Origin of the sequence: Pseudomonas cavernae (assembly GCF_003595175.1) — a bacterium.
Classification (GTDB): domain Bacteria; phylum Pseudomonadota; class Gammaproteobacteria; order Pseudomonadales; family Pseudomonadaceae; genus Aquipseudomonas; species Aquipseudomonas cavernae.
Window position 1 is genome coordinate 621,716 of record NZ_CP032419.1, and the last position, 16,635, is coordinate 638,350.

The 16,635-nt window shown below is 61.8% G+C and carries 19 protein-coding genes; 18 read left to right on the forward strand and 1 reads right to left on the reverse strand.

Annotation, left to right across the window (positions count from 1 at the left end; genetic code table 11):
• Positions 1-11: 11 nt before the first annotated feature.
• The 14 genes from rplF (at position 12) to bfr (ending at position 9,863) form a co-directional block, all read left to right on the forward strand.
• Positions 12-545 carry a 50S ribosomal protein L6 gene (gene rplF, locus D3880_RS02880; protein WP_119892023.1) on the forward strand — a complete coding sequence of 178 codons (534 nt, stop codon included), beginning with the start codon at positions 12-14 and terminating at the stop codon, positions 543-545.
• Positions 546-555: 10 nt separating this feature from the next.
• Positions 556-906: a 50S ribosomal protein L18 gene (rplR, locus tag D3880_RS02885; protein ID WP_119892024.1), complete on the forward strand. Its 351-nt coding sequence runs from the start codon at positions 556-558 to the stop codon at positions 904-906.
• Between the two features lie 3 nt (positions 907-909).
• On the forward strand, positions 910-1,410 hold the full coding sequence (rpsE, locus tag D3880_RS02890) for a 30S ribosomal protein S5 (RefSeq protein ID WP_119892025.1): 501 nt from the start codon (positions 910-912) through the stop codon (positions 1,408-1,410).
• Positions 1,411-1,412: 2 nt separating this feature from the next.
• Positions 1,413-1,595, forward strand: coding sequence for a 50S ribosomal protein L30 (rpmD, locus tag D3880_RS02895; RefSeq protein WP_119892026.1), 183 nt, complete (start codon positions 1,413-1,415; stop codon positions 1,593-1,595).
• A 3-nt stretch (positions 1,596-1,598) separates the two neighbouring features.
• The gene (gene rplO, locus D3880_RS02900) at positions 1,599-2,033 is read left to right on the forward strand and encodes a 50S ribosomal protein L15 (RefSeq protein ID WP_119892027.1); all 435 of its coding nucleotides are present in this window, start codon (positions 1,599-1,601) and stop codon (positions 2,031-2,033) included.
• On the forward strand, positions 2,034-3,362 hold the full coding sequence (gene secY / locus D3880_RS02905; RefSeq protein WP_119892028.1) for a preprotein translocase subunit SecY: 1,329 nt from the start codon (positions 2,034-2,036) through the stop codon (positions 3,360-3,362). It abuts the gene before it with no gap.
• A 28-nt stretch (positions 3,363-3,390) separates the two neighbouring features.
• Entirely contained in the window at positions 3,391-3,507 is a 117-nt protein-coding gene (gene rpmJ, locus D3880_RS02910) for a 50S ribosomal protein L36 (protein ID WP_002555468.1), read from the forward strand.
• A gap of 131 nt (positions 3,508-3,638) precedes the next feature.
• The gene (rpsM, locus tag D3880_RS02915; protein WP_119892029.1) at positions 3,639-3,995 is read left to right on the forward strand and encodes a 30S ribosomal protein S13; all 357 of its coding nucleotides are present in this window, start codon (positions 3,639-3,641) and stop codon (positions 3,993-3,995) included.
• A gap of 30 nt (positions 3,996-4,025) precedes the next feature.
• Positions 4,026-4,415, forward strand: coding sequence for a 30S ribosomal protein S11 (gene rpsK / locus D3880_RS02920; protein ID WP_039806105.1), 390 nt, complete (start codon positions 4,026-4,028; stop codon positions 4,413-4,415).
• A 17-nt stretch (positions 4,416-4,432) separates the two neighbouring features.
• Positions 4,433-5,053 carry a 30S ribosomal protein S4 gene (gene rpsD / locus D3880_RS02925; RefSeq protein WP_119892030.1) on the forward strand — a complete coding sequence of 207 codons (621 nt, stop codon included), beginning with the start codon at positions 4,433-4,435 and terminating at the stop codon, positions 5,051-5,053.
• A 22-nt stretch (positions 5,054-5,075) separates the two neighbouring features.
• The gene (locus D3880_RS02930) at positions 5,076-6,077 is read left to right on the forward strand and encodes a DNA-directed RNA polymerase subunit alpha (protein WP_119892031.1); all 1,002 of its coding nucleotides are present in this window, start codon (positions 5,076-5,078) and stop codon (positions 6,075-6,077) included.
• Between the two features lie 43 nt (positions 6,078-6,120).
• On the forward strand, positions 6,121-6,507 hold the full coding sequence (gene rplQ, locus D3880_RS02935; RefSeq protein WP_119892032.1) for a 50S ribosomal protein L17: 387 nt from the start codon (positions 6,121-6,123) through the stop codon (positions 6,505-6,507).
• A 577-nt stretch (positions 6,508-7,084) separates the two neighbouring features.
• Positions 7,085-9,235, forward strand: coding sequence for a catalase/peroxidase HPI (gene katG / locus D3880_RS02940; protein WP_119892033.1), 2,151 nt, complete (start codon positions 7,085-7,087; stop codon positions 9,233-9,235).
• A 163-nt stretch (positions 9,236-9,398) separates the two neighbouring features.
• A complete protein-coding gene (bfr, locus tag D3880_RS02945; RefSeq protein ID WP_119892034.1) occupies positions 9,399-9,863 on the forward strand; it encodes a bacterioferritin in 465 nt (154 codons plus the stop codon).
• Between the two features lie 65 nt (positions 9,864-9,928).
• On the opposite strand, the gene uvrA is transcribed toward bfr, so the two are convergent.
• Complete coding sequence (uvrA, locus tag D3880_RS02950; RefSeq protein ID WP_119895650.1) at positions 9,929-12,763, reverse strand: excinuclease ABC subunit UvrA; 2,835 nt, start codon at positions 12,761-12,763, stop codon at positions 9,929-9,931.
• Positions 12,764-12,897: 134 nt separating this feature from the next.
• Between uvrA and D3880_RS02955 the strand changes: the two genes are divergently transcribed.
• The 4 genes from D3880_RS02955 to D3880_RS02970 are packed head-to-tail and all read left to right on the forward strand — an operon-like array spanning position 12,898 to position 16,611.
• Positions 12,898-14,286 carry an MFS transporter gene (locus tag D3880_RS02955; protein WP_119892035.1) on the forward strand — a complete coding sequence of 463 codons (1,389 nt, stop codon included), beginning with the start codon at positions 12,898-12,900 and terminating at the stop codon, positions 14,284-14,286.
• Between the two features lie 17 nt (positions 14,287-14,303).
• Complete coding sequence (locus tag D3880_RS02960; protein ID WP_119892036.1) at positions 14,304-14,789, forward strand: single-stranded DNA-binding protein; 486 nt, start codon at positions 14,304-14,306, stop codon at positions 14,787-14,789.
• 15 nt (positions 14,790-14,804) lie between these two features.
• On the forward strand, positions 14,805-15,689 hold the full coding sequence (locus D3880_RS02965; protein ID WP_119892037.1) for a sugar nucleotide-binding protein: 885 nt from the start codon (positions 14,805-14,807) through the stop codon (positions 15,687-15,689).
• Positions 15,682-16,611, forward strand: a complete 930-nt coding sequence (locus tag D3880_RS02970) for an NAD-dependent epimerase/dehydratase family protein (protein WP_119892038.1) — start codon at positions 15,682-15,684, stop codon at positions 16,609-16,611. The genes D3880_RS02965 and D3880_RS02970 overlap by 8 nt, the downstream gene beginning before the upstream one ends.
• Positions 16,612-16,635: the final 24 nt, after the last annotated feature.

Here is a 16,635-nt window from a genome sequence, read left to right on the forward strand (position 1 = left end):
GGGGGATAAGCATGTCTCGCGTTGCTAAAAACCCCGTAAAGCTGCCCGCTGGCGTTGAGGTCAAACTGGCCGGTCAGCAGCTCTCGGTCAAGGGCGCAAAAGGTGCTCTCGAACTGAATGTGCACCCGTCCGTGGAAGTGATCCAGGAAGCGGGTGAGCTGCGTTTTGCTGCGCGTAATGGCGATCAGCAGAACAGAGCCATGGCCGGTACTACCCGTGCACTGGTTAACAATATGGTCATTGGCGTAAGCCAGGGCTTCGAGCGCAAGCTGCAACTGGTCGGTGTGGGCTACAAGGCTCAGGCCAAGGGTCAGGTGCTGAATCTCGCTCTCGGCTTCTCGCATCCGGTTGATTACGAGCTGCCGCAAGGTGTCACCGCTGAAACCCCTAGTCAGACCGATATTCTGATCAAGGGCATCGACAAGCAGTTGGTCGGTCAGGTGGCTGCGGAGATTCGCGACTTCCGTCGTCCTGAGCCTTATAAAGGCAAGGGCGTGCGTTACGCCGACGAAGTCGTCCGTCGTAAAGAAGCTAAGAAGAAGTAGGGCATAGCAAATGAGCGTAAAGAAAGAAACTCGTCTGCGTCGCGCTCGCAAGGCACGCCTGAAAATGCGCGAGCTGGAGGCCGTACGCCTTTGCGTGTACCGCTCTTCCCAGCATATCTACGCCCAGGTCGTTTCGGCCGACGGCGGCAAAGTCCTGGCCAGTGCCTCGACTTTGGACAAAGAGCTGCGTGATGGCGCTACTGGCAATGTCGACGCTGCAAAGAAAGTTGGTCAGCTGGTTGCTGAGCGTGCCAAGGCCGCTGGTGTTACCCAGGTGGCATTCGACCGTTCTGGCTTCAAGTACCACGGCCGCGTGAAAGCGCTGGCTGATGCTGCTCGTGAAGGCGGGCTGGAGTTCTAAGTTATGGCAAATAACGACCAAAAGCGCGACGAAGGCTACATCGAGAAGCTGGTTCAAGTTAACCGCGTTGCCAAAACCGTAAAGGGTGGCCGTATCTTCACCTTCACTGCGCTGACTGTAGTTGGCGATGGTAAGGGTCGTGTTGGTTTCGGTCGTGGCAAGTCACGCGAAGTGCCTGCTGCGATTCAGAAAGCAATGGAAGCTGCGCGCCGCAACATGATTCAGGTTGATCTGAACGGCACTACCCTGCAGTACGCAATGAAGTCCGGACATGGCGCCTCCAAGGTGTTCATGCAGCCTGCATCCGAGGGTACCGGTATCATCGCGGGCGGCGCCATGCGTGCCGTTCTAGAAGTCGCTGGGGTGCAAAACGTTCTGGCTAAGTGCTATGGCTCTACCAATCCGGTGAACGTGGTTCATGCCACTTTCAAAGGTCTGAAGGCCATGCAGTCTCCAGAGTCCGTGGCAGCCAAGCGTGGCAAGAGCGTCGAGGAGATTCTCTGACCATGGCTAATGCAACAGTCAAAGTTACGCTGGTTAAGAGCGTGAGCGGCCGTTTGGCCAATCACAAGGCTTGCGTCAAGGGCCTCGGCCTGCGTCGTATCGGTCACACCGTTGAGGTTCTGGATACTCCGGAAAACCGCGGCATGATCAACAAGGCCTACTACCTTCTGCGTGTGGAGGGTTAAGACATGCAACTGAACGATCTGCGTTCTGCGCCGGGTGCCCGTCGCGAAAAGCACCGCCCTGGCCGTGGTATTGGTAGCGGGTTGGGTAAGACCGGTGGCCGTGGTCACAAGGGTCAGACCTCGCGATCCGGCGGTACCATTGCTCCGGGCTTCGAGGGTGGTCAACAGCCGTTGCATCGTCGCTTGCCGAAGTTCGGCTTCGTTTCCCTGAAGGCTATGGATCGCGCCGAAGTGCGTACCTCCGAGCTGAATAAAGTGGAAGGCGATGTTGTAACTCTGCAGGCGCTGAAGGATGCCAACCTGATTAACCAAAACGTACAGCGCGTTAAAGTCATGCTGTCCGGTGAGGTTACTCGTGCGGTCACCCTTAAAGGTATCGCTGCCACCAAGGGTGCGCGTGCGGCTATCGAAGCAGCTGGCGGTAAGTTCGAGGAATAAATGGCTAAGCAAGGTGCTCTCTCAGCGCTCAGCAATGGTGGGTTGTCCGAACTTTGGGCTCGTCTGCGCTTCCTGCTGTTGGCGATTATCGTCTATCGGATAGGTGCGCATATTCCGGTTCCGGGGATCAATCCAGACCGGCTGGCTGACCTGTTCCGGCAGAATGAGGGGACTATTCTTAGCCTGTTCAACATGTTTTCCGGCGGCGCGCTGGAGCGGATGAGTATCTTTGCCTTGGGGATCATGCCGTACATCTCGGCGTCGATCATCATGCAGCTGATGACCGCTGTCAGTCCGCAGCTGGAGCAGTTGAAGAAGGAAGGTGAGGCTGGTCGTCGCAAGATCAGCCAATACACACGCTACGGCACTTTGATTCTGGCTCTCGTTCAGGCTACTGGCATGTCCATTGGTTTGGCGGGGCAGGGTGTGGCGTTTTCGGCGGATTTCGGTTTCCACTTCGTGGCGGTCACCACTTTTGTGGCGGGGGCTATGTTCATGATGTGGCTCGGTGAGCAGATCACTGAGCGTGGTGTCGGTAATGGCATCTCGATGCTGATTTTTGCTGGAATTGTCGCGGGTTTGCCGCAGGCGATTGGGCAGTCTTTCGAGTCTGCTCGCCAGGGTGATATCAATATCTTTGCCCTGGTTGCCATCGGTCTTCTGGCGGTAGCGATCATCGGTTTTGTGGTGTTCATTGAGCGTGGCCAGCGCCGCATTGCGGTGCACTATGCCAAGCGTCAGCAAGGTCGCAAGGTCTTCGCTGCGCAGACCAGCCATTTGCCGCTGAAAGTGAACATGGCGGGTGTGATTCCAGCCATTTTTGCCAGCAGCCTTCTATTGTTCCCGGCCTCGCTGGGTGCCTGGTTTGGGCAGTCTGAGGGTTTGGGTTGGCTGCAAGATGTTTCGCAGGCAATCGCTCCCGGGCAGCCGTTGAACATTTTGCTGTTTAGCGCAGGGATCGTGTTCTTCTGCTTCTTCTATACGGCCTTGATGTTCAACCCGAAAGACGTAGCAGAAAACCTGAAGAAGTCTGGTGCCTTTATTCCGGGTATCCGTCCCGGTGAGCAATCGGCGCGCTATATCGACGGCGTGCTGACTCGCTTGACCTTGTTCGGTGCTCTGTACATGACGGCTGTTTGTCTGTTGCCCCAGTTTCTGGTGGTTGCTGCCAACGTGCCGTTCTACCTTGGCGGGACCTCGTTGCTGATCGTGGTCGTGGTTGTGATGGACTTTATGTCGCAAGTACAATCGCACCTCGTTTCGCACCAGTACGAATCCCTGATGAAGAAAGCCAACCTGAAGGGTTACGGCAGCGGCATGCTCCGCTGATGTTCCCGTAAGGTTCGAGGAGTTGGTGATGAAAGTTCGTGCATCGGTGAAGAAGCTGTGCCGCAACTGCAAAATCATTCGCCGTGAAGGCGTTGTTCGAGTGATTTGCAGTGCGGAGCCGCGTCACAAGCAGCGCCAAGGCTGATTGTGAGCTAAAGCTACAAGCCCGGCAGCTAGTGCGCTGTCGGGTTGATTATTTGTTTTTACAGCGCTAATATCTCGCGCCCTTTTCTTGGCTTCCGGGGCGTAGGTAGCTGTCAATTGGAGTCCCACTGAATGGCCCGTATTGCAGGCGTAAACATTCCAGATAACAAACATGCTGTTATCTCGCTGACCTACATCTACGGTGTTGGTCGCACTACTGCGCAGAGTATCTGTGCGGCGACCGGGGTTAACCCGGCGGTAAAAATTAAAGATCTGAGCGATGAGCAGATTGAACTGTTGCGCGGTGAGGTGGCGAAGTTCACCACCGAGGGTGACCTCCGCCGTGAAATCAACATGAAGATCAAGCGCTTGATGGACCTGGGTTGCTATCGTGGCCTGCGTCATCGTCGCGGCCTGCCGGTCCGCGGTCAGCGCACCAAGACCAACGCCCGTACCCGTAAGGGGCCGCGCAAGCCGATCCGCAAGTAATCGCATTCGCGAATCGACAGGAATCTAGTCATGGCAAAACCTGCTGCTCGTCCTCGTAAGAAAATCAAAAAGACAGTGGTTGATGGCATCGCCCATATCCACGCTTCTTTTAACAACACCATCGTGACCATCACTGATCGTCAGGGGAATGCGCTGTCTTGGGCTACCTCTGGTGGTTCGGGCTTCCGCGGCTCCCGCAAAAGCACTCCGTTTGCTGCCCAGGTTGCAGCAGAGCGTGCCGGTCAGGCTGCTCTGGAGTATGGCCTGAAGAACCTCGACGTTAACGTCAAGGGCCCGGGTCCGGGTCGCGAATCCGCTGTGCGCGCTTTGAACGCCTGCGGCTACAAAATCGCCAGCATCACCGACGTGACGCCAATCCCGCATAACGGGTGCCGTCCGCCGAAGAAGCGTCGCGTGTAAAAAGGAGACAGTGAGAAATGGCTCGTTACATTGGTCCCAAGTGCAAACTGTCTCGTCGTGAAGGCACCGATCTCTTCCTGAAGAGTGGTGTGCGCGCGCTCGAATCCAAGTGCAACATCGAAGCGGCTCCTGGCATTCATGGTCAGCGTCGTGGTCGTCAATCCGACTACGGTACCCAGCTGCGCGAGAAGCAAAAAGTCCGTCGCATCTACGGTGTTCTCGAACGCCAGTTCAGCGGTTACTACAAGGAAGCAGCCAAGCGTAAAGGCGCTACCGGCGAGAACCTGCTGCAGCTGCTCGAGTGCCGTCTGGATAACGTAATTTATCGCATGGGCTTTGGCGCTACTCGTGCCGAATCTCGCCAGCTGGTATCGCACAAATCGATCACAGTAAACGGTTCGACCGTGAACGTGCCGTCCTACCAGGTTAAAGCTGGGGATGTGGTTGCCGTTCGCGAGAAGGCGAAGAACCAACTGCGTATCGCGCAGGCTCTCGAGCTGTGCTCTCAGCGCGGTCGCGTTGAGTGGGTGGATGTCGACTCCGAGAAAAAATCCGGCGTGTTCAAAAACGTACCGGCTCGCAGTGATCTGTCCGCCGACATCAACGAAAGCCTGATTGTCGAGCTCTACTCCAAGTAAGGGCTAGAAAATAGGTGCATCCATGCAGATTTCGGTAAATGAGTTCCTGACCCCCCGCCACATCGATGTGCAGGTGGTCAGTCCAACCCGCGCCAAGATCACCCTCGAGCCCCTCGAGCGTGGTTTTGGCCATACCCTGGGCAACGCGCTGCGTCGCATTCTGTTGTCCTCCATGCCTGGCTGTGCAGTGGTCGAGGCCGAGATTGACGGTGTGCTTCATGAGTACAGCGCCATCGAAGGTGTGCAGGAAGATGTCATTGAAATCCTGCTGAACCTGAAAGGCCTGGCCATCAAGTTGCACGGTCGTGACGAAGTCACCCTGAATCTGGCCAAGAAGGGCTCGGGTGTGGTCACCGCGGCCGATATTCAGCTGGATCACGATGTCGAGATCGTCAACGGCGATCACGTAATCGCCAACCTGGCGGACAACGGTGCTCTGAACATGAAGCTCACTGTGCGTCGTGGTCGCGGCTATGAGCCGGCTGACGCGCGTCAGAGTGATGAAGATGAAAGCCGCAGCATTGGCCGTCTGCAGCTTGACTCCTCGTTCAGCCCGGTCCGTCGTGTGGCATACGTGGTGGAAAACGCCCGTGTCGAGCAGCGTACTAACCTGGACAAACTGGTTATTGATCTGGAAACCAACGGTACTCTGGACCCTGAAGAGGCAATCCGTCGTGCCGCGACCATCCTGCAGCAGCAGTTGGCCGCGTTCGTCGACCTCAAGGGCGACAGCGAACCGGTTGTGGTTGAGCAGGAAGACGAGATCGATCCGATCCTGCTGCGTCCAGTTGACGACCTTGAATTGACCGTGCGTTCGGCCAACTGCCTGAAGGCGGAGAACATCTACTACATCGGCGACCTGATCCAGCGCACCGAAGTAGAGCTGTTGAAAACTCCGAACCTGGGCAAGAAGTCCCTGACCGAGATCAAGGACGTTCTGGCCTCCCGTGGTCTGTCCCTCGGCATGCGCCTCGATAACTGGCCGCCGGCAAGTCTGAAGAAAGACGATAAGGCGACTGCCTGATCGTCACGATCACCGAACTTCAAGTTTGGTAAGGAATTGAACCATGCGTCATCGTAAAAGTGGCCGTCATCTGAGCCGCACCAGCGCCCACCGTAAGGCCATGTTCCAGAACATGGCGGTGTCGCTGTTTGAACACGAGCTGATCAAAACCACTCTGCCGAAAGCCAAGGAGCTGCGCCGCGTTGCGGAGCCGCTGATCACCCTGGCTAAGGAAGACAGCGTAGCCAACCGTCGTCTGGCCTTCGATCGTACTCGTTCGAAAGCCATCGTCGGCAAGCTGTTCAACGATCTTGGCAAGCGCTACGCCACCCGTCAGGGCGGCTACCTGCGCATCCTGAAGTGCGGTTTCCGCGCTGGCGACAACGCGCCGATGGCGTATGTCGAGCTGGTTGACCGTCCGGTCGCTGGTCAGGTTGAAGCTGCCGAGTAAGTTACTGGTTGTGCGAAAAGACCGGGCCTTGTGCCCGGTTTTTTCGTTATCAGGATGTGTAATTTGCGGTATGAAGAGTTGGTGGTGCGTAGATATTGGCTCAGACAAAGTCGTCCCTACCAATCCAGTGCTCTGACCGTCTCGTTGCTTATCACCTCTGGGCCTGACGCTCGGCATCTCAGACGACTGTCGAGTCAAGGCCCTGGCAGCCTCGACTGACGCACCCGGCTCGCCCGGCTGAGGTATCTGCACCAGCCGGCTGCTGTCGCTGATCGATGCGTGTAAGAGCTTCGCCAGGCTTTCTCCGTGCTGATTCAGCACGAAGCCATTAGCTCGCTTCTCCAAGTCAGTCACCGCATCGCCAGGCAGGTAGCTGCGCTGGTGGATGTCGCTAGCGCGCCTGAATTTGTCCGCTTCGCTGCTGTTTGTTGAGCCGGCTGGCTGGAAAAAAGCAGATTCTGGTAATCCTGCCTGAAAGAGTAAGTCTATCGGTTCGTTATGCTCCATCTATTGGTTAGCCTGCTACACCGGGTCTAAGCTTTTTCTATTCGACCTGATGAGGACAAAGGAGAGAGCAATGTCGAATGAAGCAAAATGCCCGTTCAATCATGTCGCCGGAGGTGGCACTGCCAATAGGGACTGGTGGCCCAACCAGCTCCGCGTGGATCTGCTCAATCAGCATTCAGACAAGTCCAACCCGCTCGGCGAGAAGTTCAACTACGCCGAAGAATTCAAGAAGCTCGACTACAAGGCCCTCAAGGCCGATCTGGTCAGACTGATGACCGACTCGCAGGACTGGTGGCCGGCCGACTTCGGCCACTACGGTCCGCAGATCATCCGTATGGCCTGGCACGCCACCGGCACCTACCGCACCACCGACGGTCGCGGCGGCGGCGGACGTGGCCAACAGCGCTTTGCACCACTGAACTCCTGGCCAGACAACGTCAATATCGACAAGACCCGCCGTCTGCTCTGGCCGATCAAGCAGAAGTATGGCCAGAAGATCTCCTGGGCCGACCTGTTGGTCCTCGCCGGTAACGTGGCACTGGAGTCCATGGGATTCCGCACTTTCGGCTTCGGTGCCGGTCGCGAAGACGTGTGGGAACCGGACCTGGACGTGAACTGGGGGGCCGAGATCGCCTGGCTGGGCGTGGATCCGAAGCGTGTTGCCGATGACCGCGAGTTGACTCCGCCGTTCGGTGCCACCCATATGGGGCTGATATATGTGAATCCTGAGGGGCCGAACGCCAGCGGCGACTATATGCTCGCGGCCAAGGACATCCGTGCCACCTTCGGGCGCATGGCCATGGACGACGAGGAAACCGTCGCCCTGATCGCCGGTGGTCACACCTTCGGTAAGACTCACGGCGCCGCAGCCGAATCGCACAAGGGCCCGGAGCCGGAGGGTGCGCCGATGGAGGCCCAGGGTCTGGGCTGGATCAGTACTTTCGGCAGCGGTCACGGCAAGGACACCATCTCCAGCGGCATCGAGGTCACCTGGACGAAGACCCCGACACTGTGGAGCAACAACTTCTTCGAGAACCTGTTCAAGTACGAGTGGGAGCTGACCACCTCGCCGGCCGGTGCCAAGCAGTGGGTGGCAAAGGATGCGCCGGAAATCATTCCGGACGCGCATATCCCCGGCAAGTTCCACAAGCCGACCATGCTGACTACCGACCTGACCCTGCGTTTCGACCCCGAGTTCGGCAAGATCTCCAAGCACTTCCGGGACGATCCGCAGGCCTTCGCCGATGCTTTCGCACGTGCCTGGTACAAGCTGACCCATCGCGACATGGGACCGAAGGCACGCTACCTTGGCCCGGAAGTGCCGAAGGAAGACCTGATCTGGCAGGACCCGCTGCCCGCCGCCACCCATAACCCCAGCGCTGCCGATATCGCCGACCTCAAGGCCAGGATCGCCGCTTCCGGGCTTTCGATGGGTGATCTGGTCTCGGTGGCCTGGGCCTCGGCCTCGACCTTCCGCGGCGGCGACAAACGTGGCGGCGCCAATGGCGCTCGTCTGGCCCTGGCACCGCAGAAGGACTGGGAGGTCAACCGGCGCGCCATCAAGGCCCTGCCCAAGCTCGTGGAGATCCAGAAGGCTTCCGGCAAGGCTTCTCTGGCAGACGTGATAGTGCTGGCTGGCAACGTGGGCGTGGAGCAGGCCGCCAAGGCCGCCGGGGTAAGCGTGGATGTGCCTTTCGCGCCGGGGCGGGTCGATGCCCGTCAGGATCAGACCTATGTCGAATCCTTTGGCGTGCTCGAGCCCGTCGCCGACGGCTTCCGTAACTACCGCAAGGGCGAGCTCGGTGTTCCGACCGAGTCCATGCTGGTGGATAAGGCGCAGTTGCTGACCCTGACCGCGCCCGAGCTTACCGTGCTGATCGGCGGCCTGCGGGTGCTGGGCGCCAACCACGATGGCGGCCAGCACGGCGTGCTCACCGACAAGGTCGGCGAGCTGAGCAATGACTTCTTCGTCAACCTGCTGGACATGGGGACCGAGTGGAAGCCGGTGGATAGCAAGGCGGAAGTGTTCGAAGGCAAGGATTGCAAGAGCGGCAAGGTGAAGTTCACCGGCACCCGCAACGATCTGATCTTCGGCTCCAACTCGGTGCTGCGCGCCTATGCCGAGGTCTACGCCAGCGCCGATGCCAAGGAGAAGTTCGTCAAGGACTTCGTCGCGGCTTGGGGCAAGGTGATGAACCTCGACCGTTTCGACCTCGCCTGAGTCGTGGACCGGCCTGGGCACTGAATGTGTCCCGGGCTGGGCGGCGAGCCCGTCCGCTTAGTGCAGCGCCTCCCTTGTGGAGGCGCTGTGCTTTTCGCTTGACCGGCGTGTGCGTAGGGCAGAGCATTCGTGCATTCCAAGAGATGCAGCAAGGATTCCCGGCATGAAAGGCCAGATCGAAGTCATCGACTACCTCAAGCAACTGCTTAAGGGCGAACTGGCCGCACGCGACCAGTATTTCATCCATTCGCGGCAGTATCTGGATTGGGGATTTACCAAGCTCTACGAGCGCATCAACCATGAAATGGAAGAGGAAACCCAACACGCGGACGCGCTGCTTCAACGCATCCTCTTCCTCGAAGGCACACCGGACATGGCGCCCAGCCCCTTCAAGTTCGGGCAGAGCGTTCCGGAGGCGTTGAAGCTGGACCTGGCCCTTGAGTACGAGATGCGTGCCGCTCTGAGCAAGGGCATCGAGCTGTGTGAACGGCATCAGGACTATCAGAGTCGCGACATCCTGCTGGCTCAGCTCAAGGACACCGAGGAGGATCATGCCTACTGGCTGGAGCAGCAGTTGCGCCTGATCAAGACCATCGGTCTGGAGAATTACCTGCAGTCGCAGTTCTGAGCGCGCGATCCAAGAAAAAGCCCCGGGGCCATTGCAGGCGCCGGGGCTTTTTCGTTGAGGCCGATCTAGGCGCGGTCACGCTCCAGCAGCGGCTTGAGGAAGTGCCCGGTATGCGACTGCGGCATCGCGGAAACCTCCTCCGGCGTGCCGGTGGCGATGATCTGTCCACCCTTGGAGCCGCCCTCGGGGCCGAGATCCACCAGCCAGTCGGCGGTCTTGATCACGTCGAGGTTGTGCTCGATCACCACCACGGTGTTGCCGTGATCGCGCAGGCGGTGCAGCACGTCGAGCAGTTGCTGGATGTCGGCGAAGTGCAGCCCGGTCGTCGGTTCGTCGAGGATATACAGGGTCTTGCCGGTGTCGCGCTTGGACAGCTCGCGCGACAGCTTGACCCGCTGCGCCTCGCCGCCGGACAGGGTGGTCGCGCTCTGGCCGAGCTTGATGTAGGACAGGCCGACGTCCATCAGCGTCTGCAGCTTGCGGGCGATGGCCGGCACCGCGGCGAAGAATTCGCGGGCTTCCTCGATGGTCATCTCCAGCACCTCGTGGATGCTCTTGCCCTTGTACTTGATCTCCAGGGTTTCGCGGTTGTAGCGCTTGCTCTTGCACACGTCGCAGGGCACGTAGATGTCCGGCAGGAAGTGCATCTCCACCTTGATCAGGCCGTCGCCCTGGCAGGCTTCGCAGCGCCCGCCCTTGACGTTGAAGGAGAAGCGTCCCGGGCCGTAGCCGCGCGAGCGGGCTTCCGGCACGCCGGCGAACAGCTCGCGGATCGGCGTGAACAGGCCGGTGTAGGTCGCGGGATTGGAGCGTGGCGTGCGGCCGATCGGGCTCTGGTCGATGTCGACCACCTTGTCGAGGTGCTGCAGCCCGTCGAACGACGCGTGGGCAGCGGTTTCCAGGGTGGTGGCGCCGTTCAGCGCGGTGGCGGTGATCGGGAACAGGGTGTTGTTGATCAGCGTCGATTTGCCTGAACCGGAGACGCCGGTGACGCAGGTGAGCAGGCCGACCGGAATTTCCAGGTCGACGTCGCGCAGGTTGTTGCCGCGCGCACCCTTGAGCTTGAGCAGCTTCTGCTGGTCGCGCGGGGTGCGTTCGGCCGGGTAGCGGATCTTCTCGCGCCCGGACAGGTATTTGCCGGTCAGCGAATCGGGGTGGGCCATCACCTCGGCCGGCGTGCCTTCGGCGACGATGCGGCCGCCGTGCACGCCGGCGCCGGGGCCGATGTCGACCACGTAGTCGGCCATGCGGATGGCGTCCTCGTCGTGCTCGACCACAATCACCGTGTTACCGAGGTCGCGCAGGTGGTTGAGGGTGCCGAGCAGGCGTTCGTTGTCGCGCTGGTGTAGGCCGATCGATGGCTCGTCGAGGATGTACATTACCCCCACCAGGCCGGCGCCGATCTGGCTGGCCAGGCGGATGCGCTGCGCTTCGCCGCCGGACAGGGTGTCGGCGCTGCGGTCGAGGGTCAGGTAGTCGAGGCCGACGTTGACCAGGAACTGCAGGCGCTCGCGGATTTCCTTGAGGATCTTCACCGCGATCTCGCCACGCCGGCCCGTCAGGCTGAGCTCGCCGAAATACTCGCAGGCCGTGCCGATCGGCAGGCCGGTGACCGCCGGCAGGGTCTTCTCGCCGACCCATACGTGGCGCGCTTCGCGGCGCAGGCGGGTGCCCAGGCAGTCCGGGCAGGGTTGGGTGCTGAGGAACTTGGCCAGTTCTTCGCGCACGGTGGCCGATTCGGTTTCGCGGTAGCGGCGTTCGAGGTTGGGGATGATGCCTTCGAAGGGGTGCGCGCGCTTGACGATGTCGCCGCGGTCGTTGAGGTAGCGGAAGTCGACGCTGTCCTTGCCGCTGCCGTAGAGCACGGCTTTCTGTTGCTCGGCGGGCAGCTCGTCGAACGGCACCTCGAGGCTGAAGCCGTAGTGGCTGGCCAGCGAGCCGAGCATCTGGAAGTAGTAGACGTTGCGCCGGTCCCAGCCGCGGATCGCGCCTTCGGCCAGGGTCAGCTCGCCGTTGACCAGACGCTTGCCGTCGAAGAACTGCTTCACGCCGAGGCCGTCGCAGGTCGGGCAGGCGCCGGCCGGGTTGTTGAAGGAGAACAGCTTGGGCTCCAGTTCGCTGATCGAATGGCCGCAGATCGGGCAGGCGAAGCGTGCGGAGAAGATCAGCTCGTCGCCTTCTTCCTCGTCCATCGGCGCCACCAGGGCGATGCCGTCGGCCAGGTTCAGCGCGGTCTCGAAGGATTCGGCCAGGCGCTGCTGCAGGTCCTCGCGGACCTTGAAGCGGTCGACCACCACGTCGATGCTGTGCTTCTTCTGCTTGTCCAGCTTGGGCAGTTCATCCAGCTCGTAGAGCTTGCCGTTGACCCGCGCGCGGACGAAGCCCTGGGCGCGCAGCTCCTCGAACACCGACAGGTGCTCGCCCTTGCGCTCGCGGATCACCGGCGCCAGCAGCATCAAGCGGCGGCCTTCGGGCAGGGCGAGGACCTGGTCGACCATCTGGCTGACGGTCTGCGCCTCCAGCGGCACGTCGTGGTCCGGGCAGCGCGGCGTGCCGACGCGGGCGTAGAGCAGGCGCAGGTAGTCGTAGATCTCGGTGATGGTGCCGACCGTCGAGCGCGGGTTGTGCGAGGTCGACTTCTGCTCGATGGAGATCGCCGGCGACAGGCCCTCGATGGTGTCGACGTCGGGTTTCTCCATCATCGACAGGAATTGCCGGGCGTAGGCCGACAGGGATTCCACGTAGCGGCGCTGGCCCTCGGCATAGAGGGTGTCGAAGGCCAGGGAGGACTTGCCGGAACCGGACAGGCCGGTGATCACGATCAGCTTGTCGCGCGGCAGGGTCAGGTCGATGTTCTTCAGGTTGTGGGTGCGCGCCCCACGGATCAGGATCTTGTCCACAAACAGCGGCCTCGCATGGCGGGCGGAAACCGCCAAGTATACGGCTCGTGTCAAGTCAGCGGCAAAGCGTCGCAGTCGTGCCGGAGTGGGGCGGGACTGGTAGAATCGCCGGCTGGTTTGAATAGGGCTTTGCAATGCACGATCTGCACAGTGAACGCATGAGTGGCAGCGAGACCCGCGCGGCGGGTGGCCTGGCGCTGGTGTTCGCGTTTCGTATGCTGGGGATGTTCATGATCCTGCCGGTCATGGCCACCTACGGCATGGATCTGGCGGGCGCCACGCCGGCGCTGATCGGTCTGGCCATCGGCGCCTATGGCCTGACCCAGGCGCTGCTGCAGATCCCCTTCGGCGTGCTGTCCGACCGCATCGGTCGGCGCCCGGTGATCTATGTCGGCCTGCTGATCTTCGCCGCCGGTGCGGTGCTGGCGGCCAATGCCGACTCGATCTGGGGGGTGATCGCCGGGCGCGTGCTGCAGGGTGCCGGGGCAATCTCGGCGGCGGTGATGGCGCTGCTGTCGGATCTGACCCGCGAGCAGCACCGCACCAAGGCGATGGCGATGATCGGCATGAGCATCGGTCTGTCGTTCGCCGTGGCCATGGTGGCCGGGCCGCTGCTGACCCGCGCCTTCGGTCTTTCCGGGCTGTTCTGGACGACTGCCGGCATGGCCCTGCTCGGCCTGCTGATCGTCGCCGGCTTCGTGCCGCGCGCGGCCGGGCACCTGCAGCACCGCGAGTCCGGGGTGGCCAAGCAGGCACTGCTGCCGACCCTGCGGCATCCGGATCTGCTGCGCCTGAATCTGGGCATCTTCGTGCTGCATGCGATTCTCATGGCCAGCTTCATCGCCCTGCCGCTGGCCTTGGTTGGGCAGGCCGGGCTGCCCAAGGAGGAGCACTGGTGGGTGTATCTGACCGCCTTGCTGGTGGGCTTCTTCGGCATGGTGCCGTTCATCATCTATGCCGAGAAACGGCGGCAGATGAAGCGCGTGCTGCTCGGCGCGGTGGCCGTGCTACTGGGTTGCGAGCTGTTCTTCTGGCAGTTCGGCAGCAGCCTGCAGACGTTGCTGCTCGGTACCGTGGTGTTCTTCACCGCCTTCAATCTGCTGGAGGCCAGCCTGCCGTCACTGATCAGCAAGGTGGCGCCGGCAGGCGGCAAGGGCACGGCGATGGGGGTCTACTCCACCAGCCAGTTCCTCGGCGCGGCGCTGGGCGGCATCCTCGGTGGTTGGCTGTTCCAGCACTACGGTTTGTCGGGCGTGTTCCTGGGCTGCGCGGCCCTGGCTCTTCTCTGGCTGGCCTTTGCTGTTACTATGCGGGAGCCGCCCTATGTGACCAGCCTGCGCCTGCCGCTTTCCGCCGCGGCACTCGCGGATGCAGGACTGGCCGAGCGTTTACAGGCAGTGCCCGGAGTGGCGGATGCCATGGTGGTGGCCGATGAGGCCGTCATCTATATCAAAGTGGATACCCAACAATTGGACCGCACGTCCCTTGAGCGCCTGATCGAACCGGCGCCGGCGACGTGCTGATAGCCTAGGAGAACGTTATGGCCCGTGGGGTTAACAAAGTCATTCTGCTCGGTAACGTCGGTGGCGATCCGGAAACCCGTTACCTGCCCAACGGCAATGCCGTCACCAACATCACCCTGGCCACCAGCGACAGCTGGAAGGACAAGCAGACCGGCCAACAGCAGGAGCGCACCGAATGGCACCGCGTGGTGTTCTTCGGCAAGCTCGCCGAGATCGCCGGTGAATACCTGCGCAAGGGCTCGCAGGTGTATGTCGAGGGTCGTCTGCAGACCCGCGAGTGGGAGAAAGACGGCGTCAAGCGCTACACCACCGAGATCGTCGTCGACATGAACGGCAGCATGCAGCTGCTCGGTGGCCGTGGTGGTGCCGACGAAGGCGCGCCACGTCCGTCCCGTCCGCAGCAGTCGCAGCCGGCGCGTGAATCGCGTCCGGCCCCGCAGCCACAAGCGGCCGCGCAGCCGGCGCCGGACTACGACAGCTTCGACGACGACATCCCATTCTAATCGGGGCCGTCAACCATGCGTATGCGCCTGATGTTGCTGGGCGGTGGTAGTGCCCTGGGTCAGGCGCTGATTCGCCTGGGTGCGGAGGAGGACATCGGTTTCCTCGCTCCGCGCCCGCCGCAGGACGGCTGGGATGCCGCCAGTCTCACCCAGTTGCTGGACGACACCCGCCCGGATGCCGTGATCAACCTGGCCTACTACTTCGACTGGTTCCAGGCCGAAGAGGTCAGCGAGACGCGCTTCGCCGCTCAAGAACGAGCAGTCGAGCGGCTGGCCGAGCTCTGCCAGCACCACCAGATCATCTTGCTGCAGCCGAGCAGCTACCGGGTGTTCGACGGCTCGCGGGCCACCGCCTACAGCGAGAAGGAAGAGCAGGTGCCGCTCGGCCTGCGCGGCCAGGCGCTGTGGCGCAGCGAGCAGAGCGTGCGAGCGACTTGCCCGCGGCATGTGCTGCTGCGCTTCGGCTGGCTGATGGACGATAGCCCCGGCGGCCTACTCGACCGCTTCCTCAGGCGGGCCGAGCAGGATGCCGAGCTGTTCGGCGCCGACGACCGCCGCGGCAACCCGACGCCGGTGGACGATGCCGCGCGGGTGCTGATCGCCGTGCTCAAGCAGCTCGACTGCGCAGCGCCGCTGTGGGGGACCTACCACTACGGCGGTCACGAGGCGACCACGGCGCTGGCGCTGGGCCAGGCCATCCTCGGCGAGGCGCGCGCCTATCGGCCGGCGCTGCTTGAGCAGATCAGTCCGCAACCCCATGCCGCGCGCGCGGATGCCGCCGACGAGCCGCAGCATGCGGTGCTGGCGTGCAAGAAAATCCTCCATACCTTCGGCATCAAGCCGCGCGCCTGGCGTGCCGGCCTGCCGACCCTGCTGGATCGTTACTATCGCCATGTCTGAAGCTCCCGTATTGATCACCGGCGGTGCCGGCTTCATCGGTTCGCATCTGGCCGACGCCCTGTTGGCCAAGGGCCACAGCGTGCGCGTGCTGGACAACCTGTCCACCGGCAAGCCGGCCAACCTGCCGCTGGGCGACTCGCGCCTCGAGCTGATCGAAGGCGATGTCGCCGATGCCACTCTCGTGCGCCAGGTCATGGCCGGTTGCCGGGCGGTCGCCCATCTGGCCGCGGTGGCCTCGGTACAGGCCTCGGTCGACGACCCGGTGAGCACCCACCAAAGCAATTTCGTCGGCACCCTGAACGTCTGCGAGGCGATGCGCGAGCTGGGCCTCAAGCGCGTGCTGTTCGCCTCCAGTGCGGCGGTGTACGGCAATAACGGCGAAGGCCAGGCGATCGACGAGGACACCGCGAAGGCGCCGCTGACCCCCTATGCCGCGGATAAGCTGGCCAGCGAGCACTACCTGGATTTCTACCGCCGTCAGCACGGCCTGGAGCCGGCGCTGTTCCGCTTCTTCAACATCTTCGGGCCGCGCCAGGATCCATCCTCGCCGTACTCCGGGGTGATCAGCATCTTCACCGAGCGCGCCCAGGCCGGCCTGCCGATCAGCGTGTTCGGTGATGGCGAGCAGACCCGCGATTTCGTCTATGTCGGCGATCTGGTCCAGCTGCTGGTGCAGGCGCTGGAAGCACCGAGGGTGGCGGCCGGGGCGGTGAACGTCGGGCTGAACCGCGCCACCAGTCTCAATCAGCTGCTGGCGGACATCCGCAGCGTGCTCGGCAGCCTGTCGGCGGTCAGTTACGCCGCGGCGCGGCCCGGCGATATCAAGCATTCGCGGGCGGATAACCGGCGCCTGCTGGAGCGTTTCGACTTCCCCGAGCCGACGCCGATGGCGGTCGGCCTGGCCCGTTTGCTCGGGCGCTAGAGCACGAAAAAGCCGGCGATAAAC

Excerpts from the sequence above, each read along its gene's own strand:
- rplF (WP_119892023.1), top strand. The coding sequence starts at position 12 with ATGTCTCGCGTTGCTAAAAACCCCGTAAAGCTGCCCGCTGGCGTTGAG.
- rplR (WP_119892024.1), top strand. The coding sequence starts at position 556 with ATGAGCGTAAAGAAAGAAACTCGTCTGCGTCGCGCTCGCAAGGCACGC.
- rpsE (WP_119892025.1), top strand. The coding sequence starts at position 910 with ATGGCAAATAACGACCAAAAGCGCGACGAAGGCTACATCGAGAAGCTG.
- rpmD (WP_119892026.1), top strand. The coding sequence starts at position 1,413 with ATGGCTAATGCAACAGTCAAAGTTACGCTGGTTAAGAGCGTGAGCGGC.
- rplO (WP_119892027.1), top strand. The coding sequence starts at position 1,599 with ATGCAACTGAACGATCTGCGTTCTGCGCCGGGTGCCCGTCGCGAAAAG.
- secY (WP_119892028.1), top strand. The coding sequence starts at position 2,034 with ATGGCTAAGCAAGGTGCTCTCTCAGCGCTCAGCAATGGTGGGTTGTCC.
- rpmJ (WP_002555468.1), top strand. The coding sequence starts at position 3,391 with ATGAAAGTTCGTGCATCGGTGAAGAAGCTGTGCCGCAACTGCAAAATC.
- rpsM (WP_119892029.1), top strand. The coding sequence starts at position 3,639 with ATGGCCCGTATTGCAGGCGTAAACATTCCAGATAACAAACATGCTGTT.
- rpsK (WP_039806105.1), top strand. The coding sequence starts at position 4,026 with ATGGCAAAACCTGCTGCTCGTCCTCGTAAGAAAATCAAAAAGACAGTG.
- rpsD (WP_119892030.1), top strand. The coding sequence starts at position 4,433 with ATGGCTCGTTACATTGGTCCCAAGTGCAAACTGTCTCGTCGTGAAGGC.
- D3880_RS02930 (WP_119892031.1), top strand. The coding sequence starts at position 5,076 with ATGCAGATTTCGGTAAATGAGTTCCTGACCCCCCGCCACATCGATGTG.
- rplQ (WP_119892032.1), top strand. The coding sequence starts at position 6,121 with ATGCGTCATCGTAAAAGTGGCCGTCATCTGAGCCGCACCAGCGCCCAC.
- katG (WP_119892033.1), top strand. The coding sequence starts at position 7,085 with ATGTCGAATGAAGCAAAATGCCCGTTCAATCATGTCGCCGGAGGTGGC.
- bfr (WP_119892034.1), top strand. The coding sequence starts at position 9,399 with ATGAAAGGCCAGATCGAAGTCATCGACTACCTCAAGCAACTGCTTAAG.
- D3880_RS02955 (WP_119892035.1), top strand. The coding sequence starts at position 12,898 with ATGCACGATCTGCACAGTGAACGCATGAGTGGCAGCGAGACCCGCGCG.
- D3880_RS02960 (WP_119892036.1), top strand. The coding sequence starts at position 14,304 with ATGGCCCGTGGGGTTAACAAAGTCATTCTGCTCGGTAACGTCGGTGGC.
- D3880_RS02965 (WP_119892037.1), top strand. The coding sequence starts at position 14,805 with ATGCGTATGCGCCTGATGTTGCTGGGCGGTGGTAGTGCCCTGGGTCAG.
- D3880_RS02970 (WP_119892038.1), top strand. The coding sequence starts at position 15,682 with ATGTCTGAAGCTCCCGTATTGATCACCGGCGGTGCCGGCTTCATCGGT.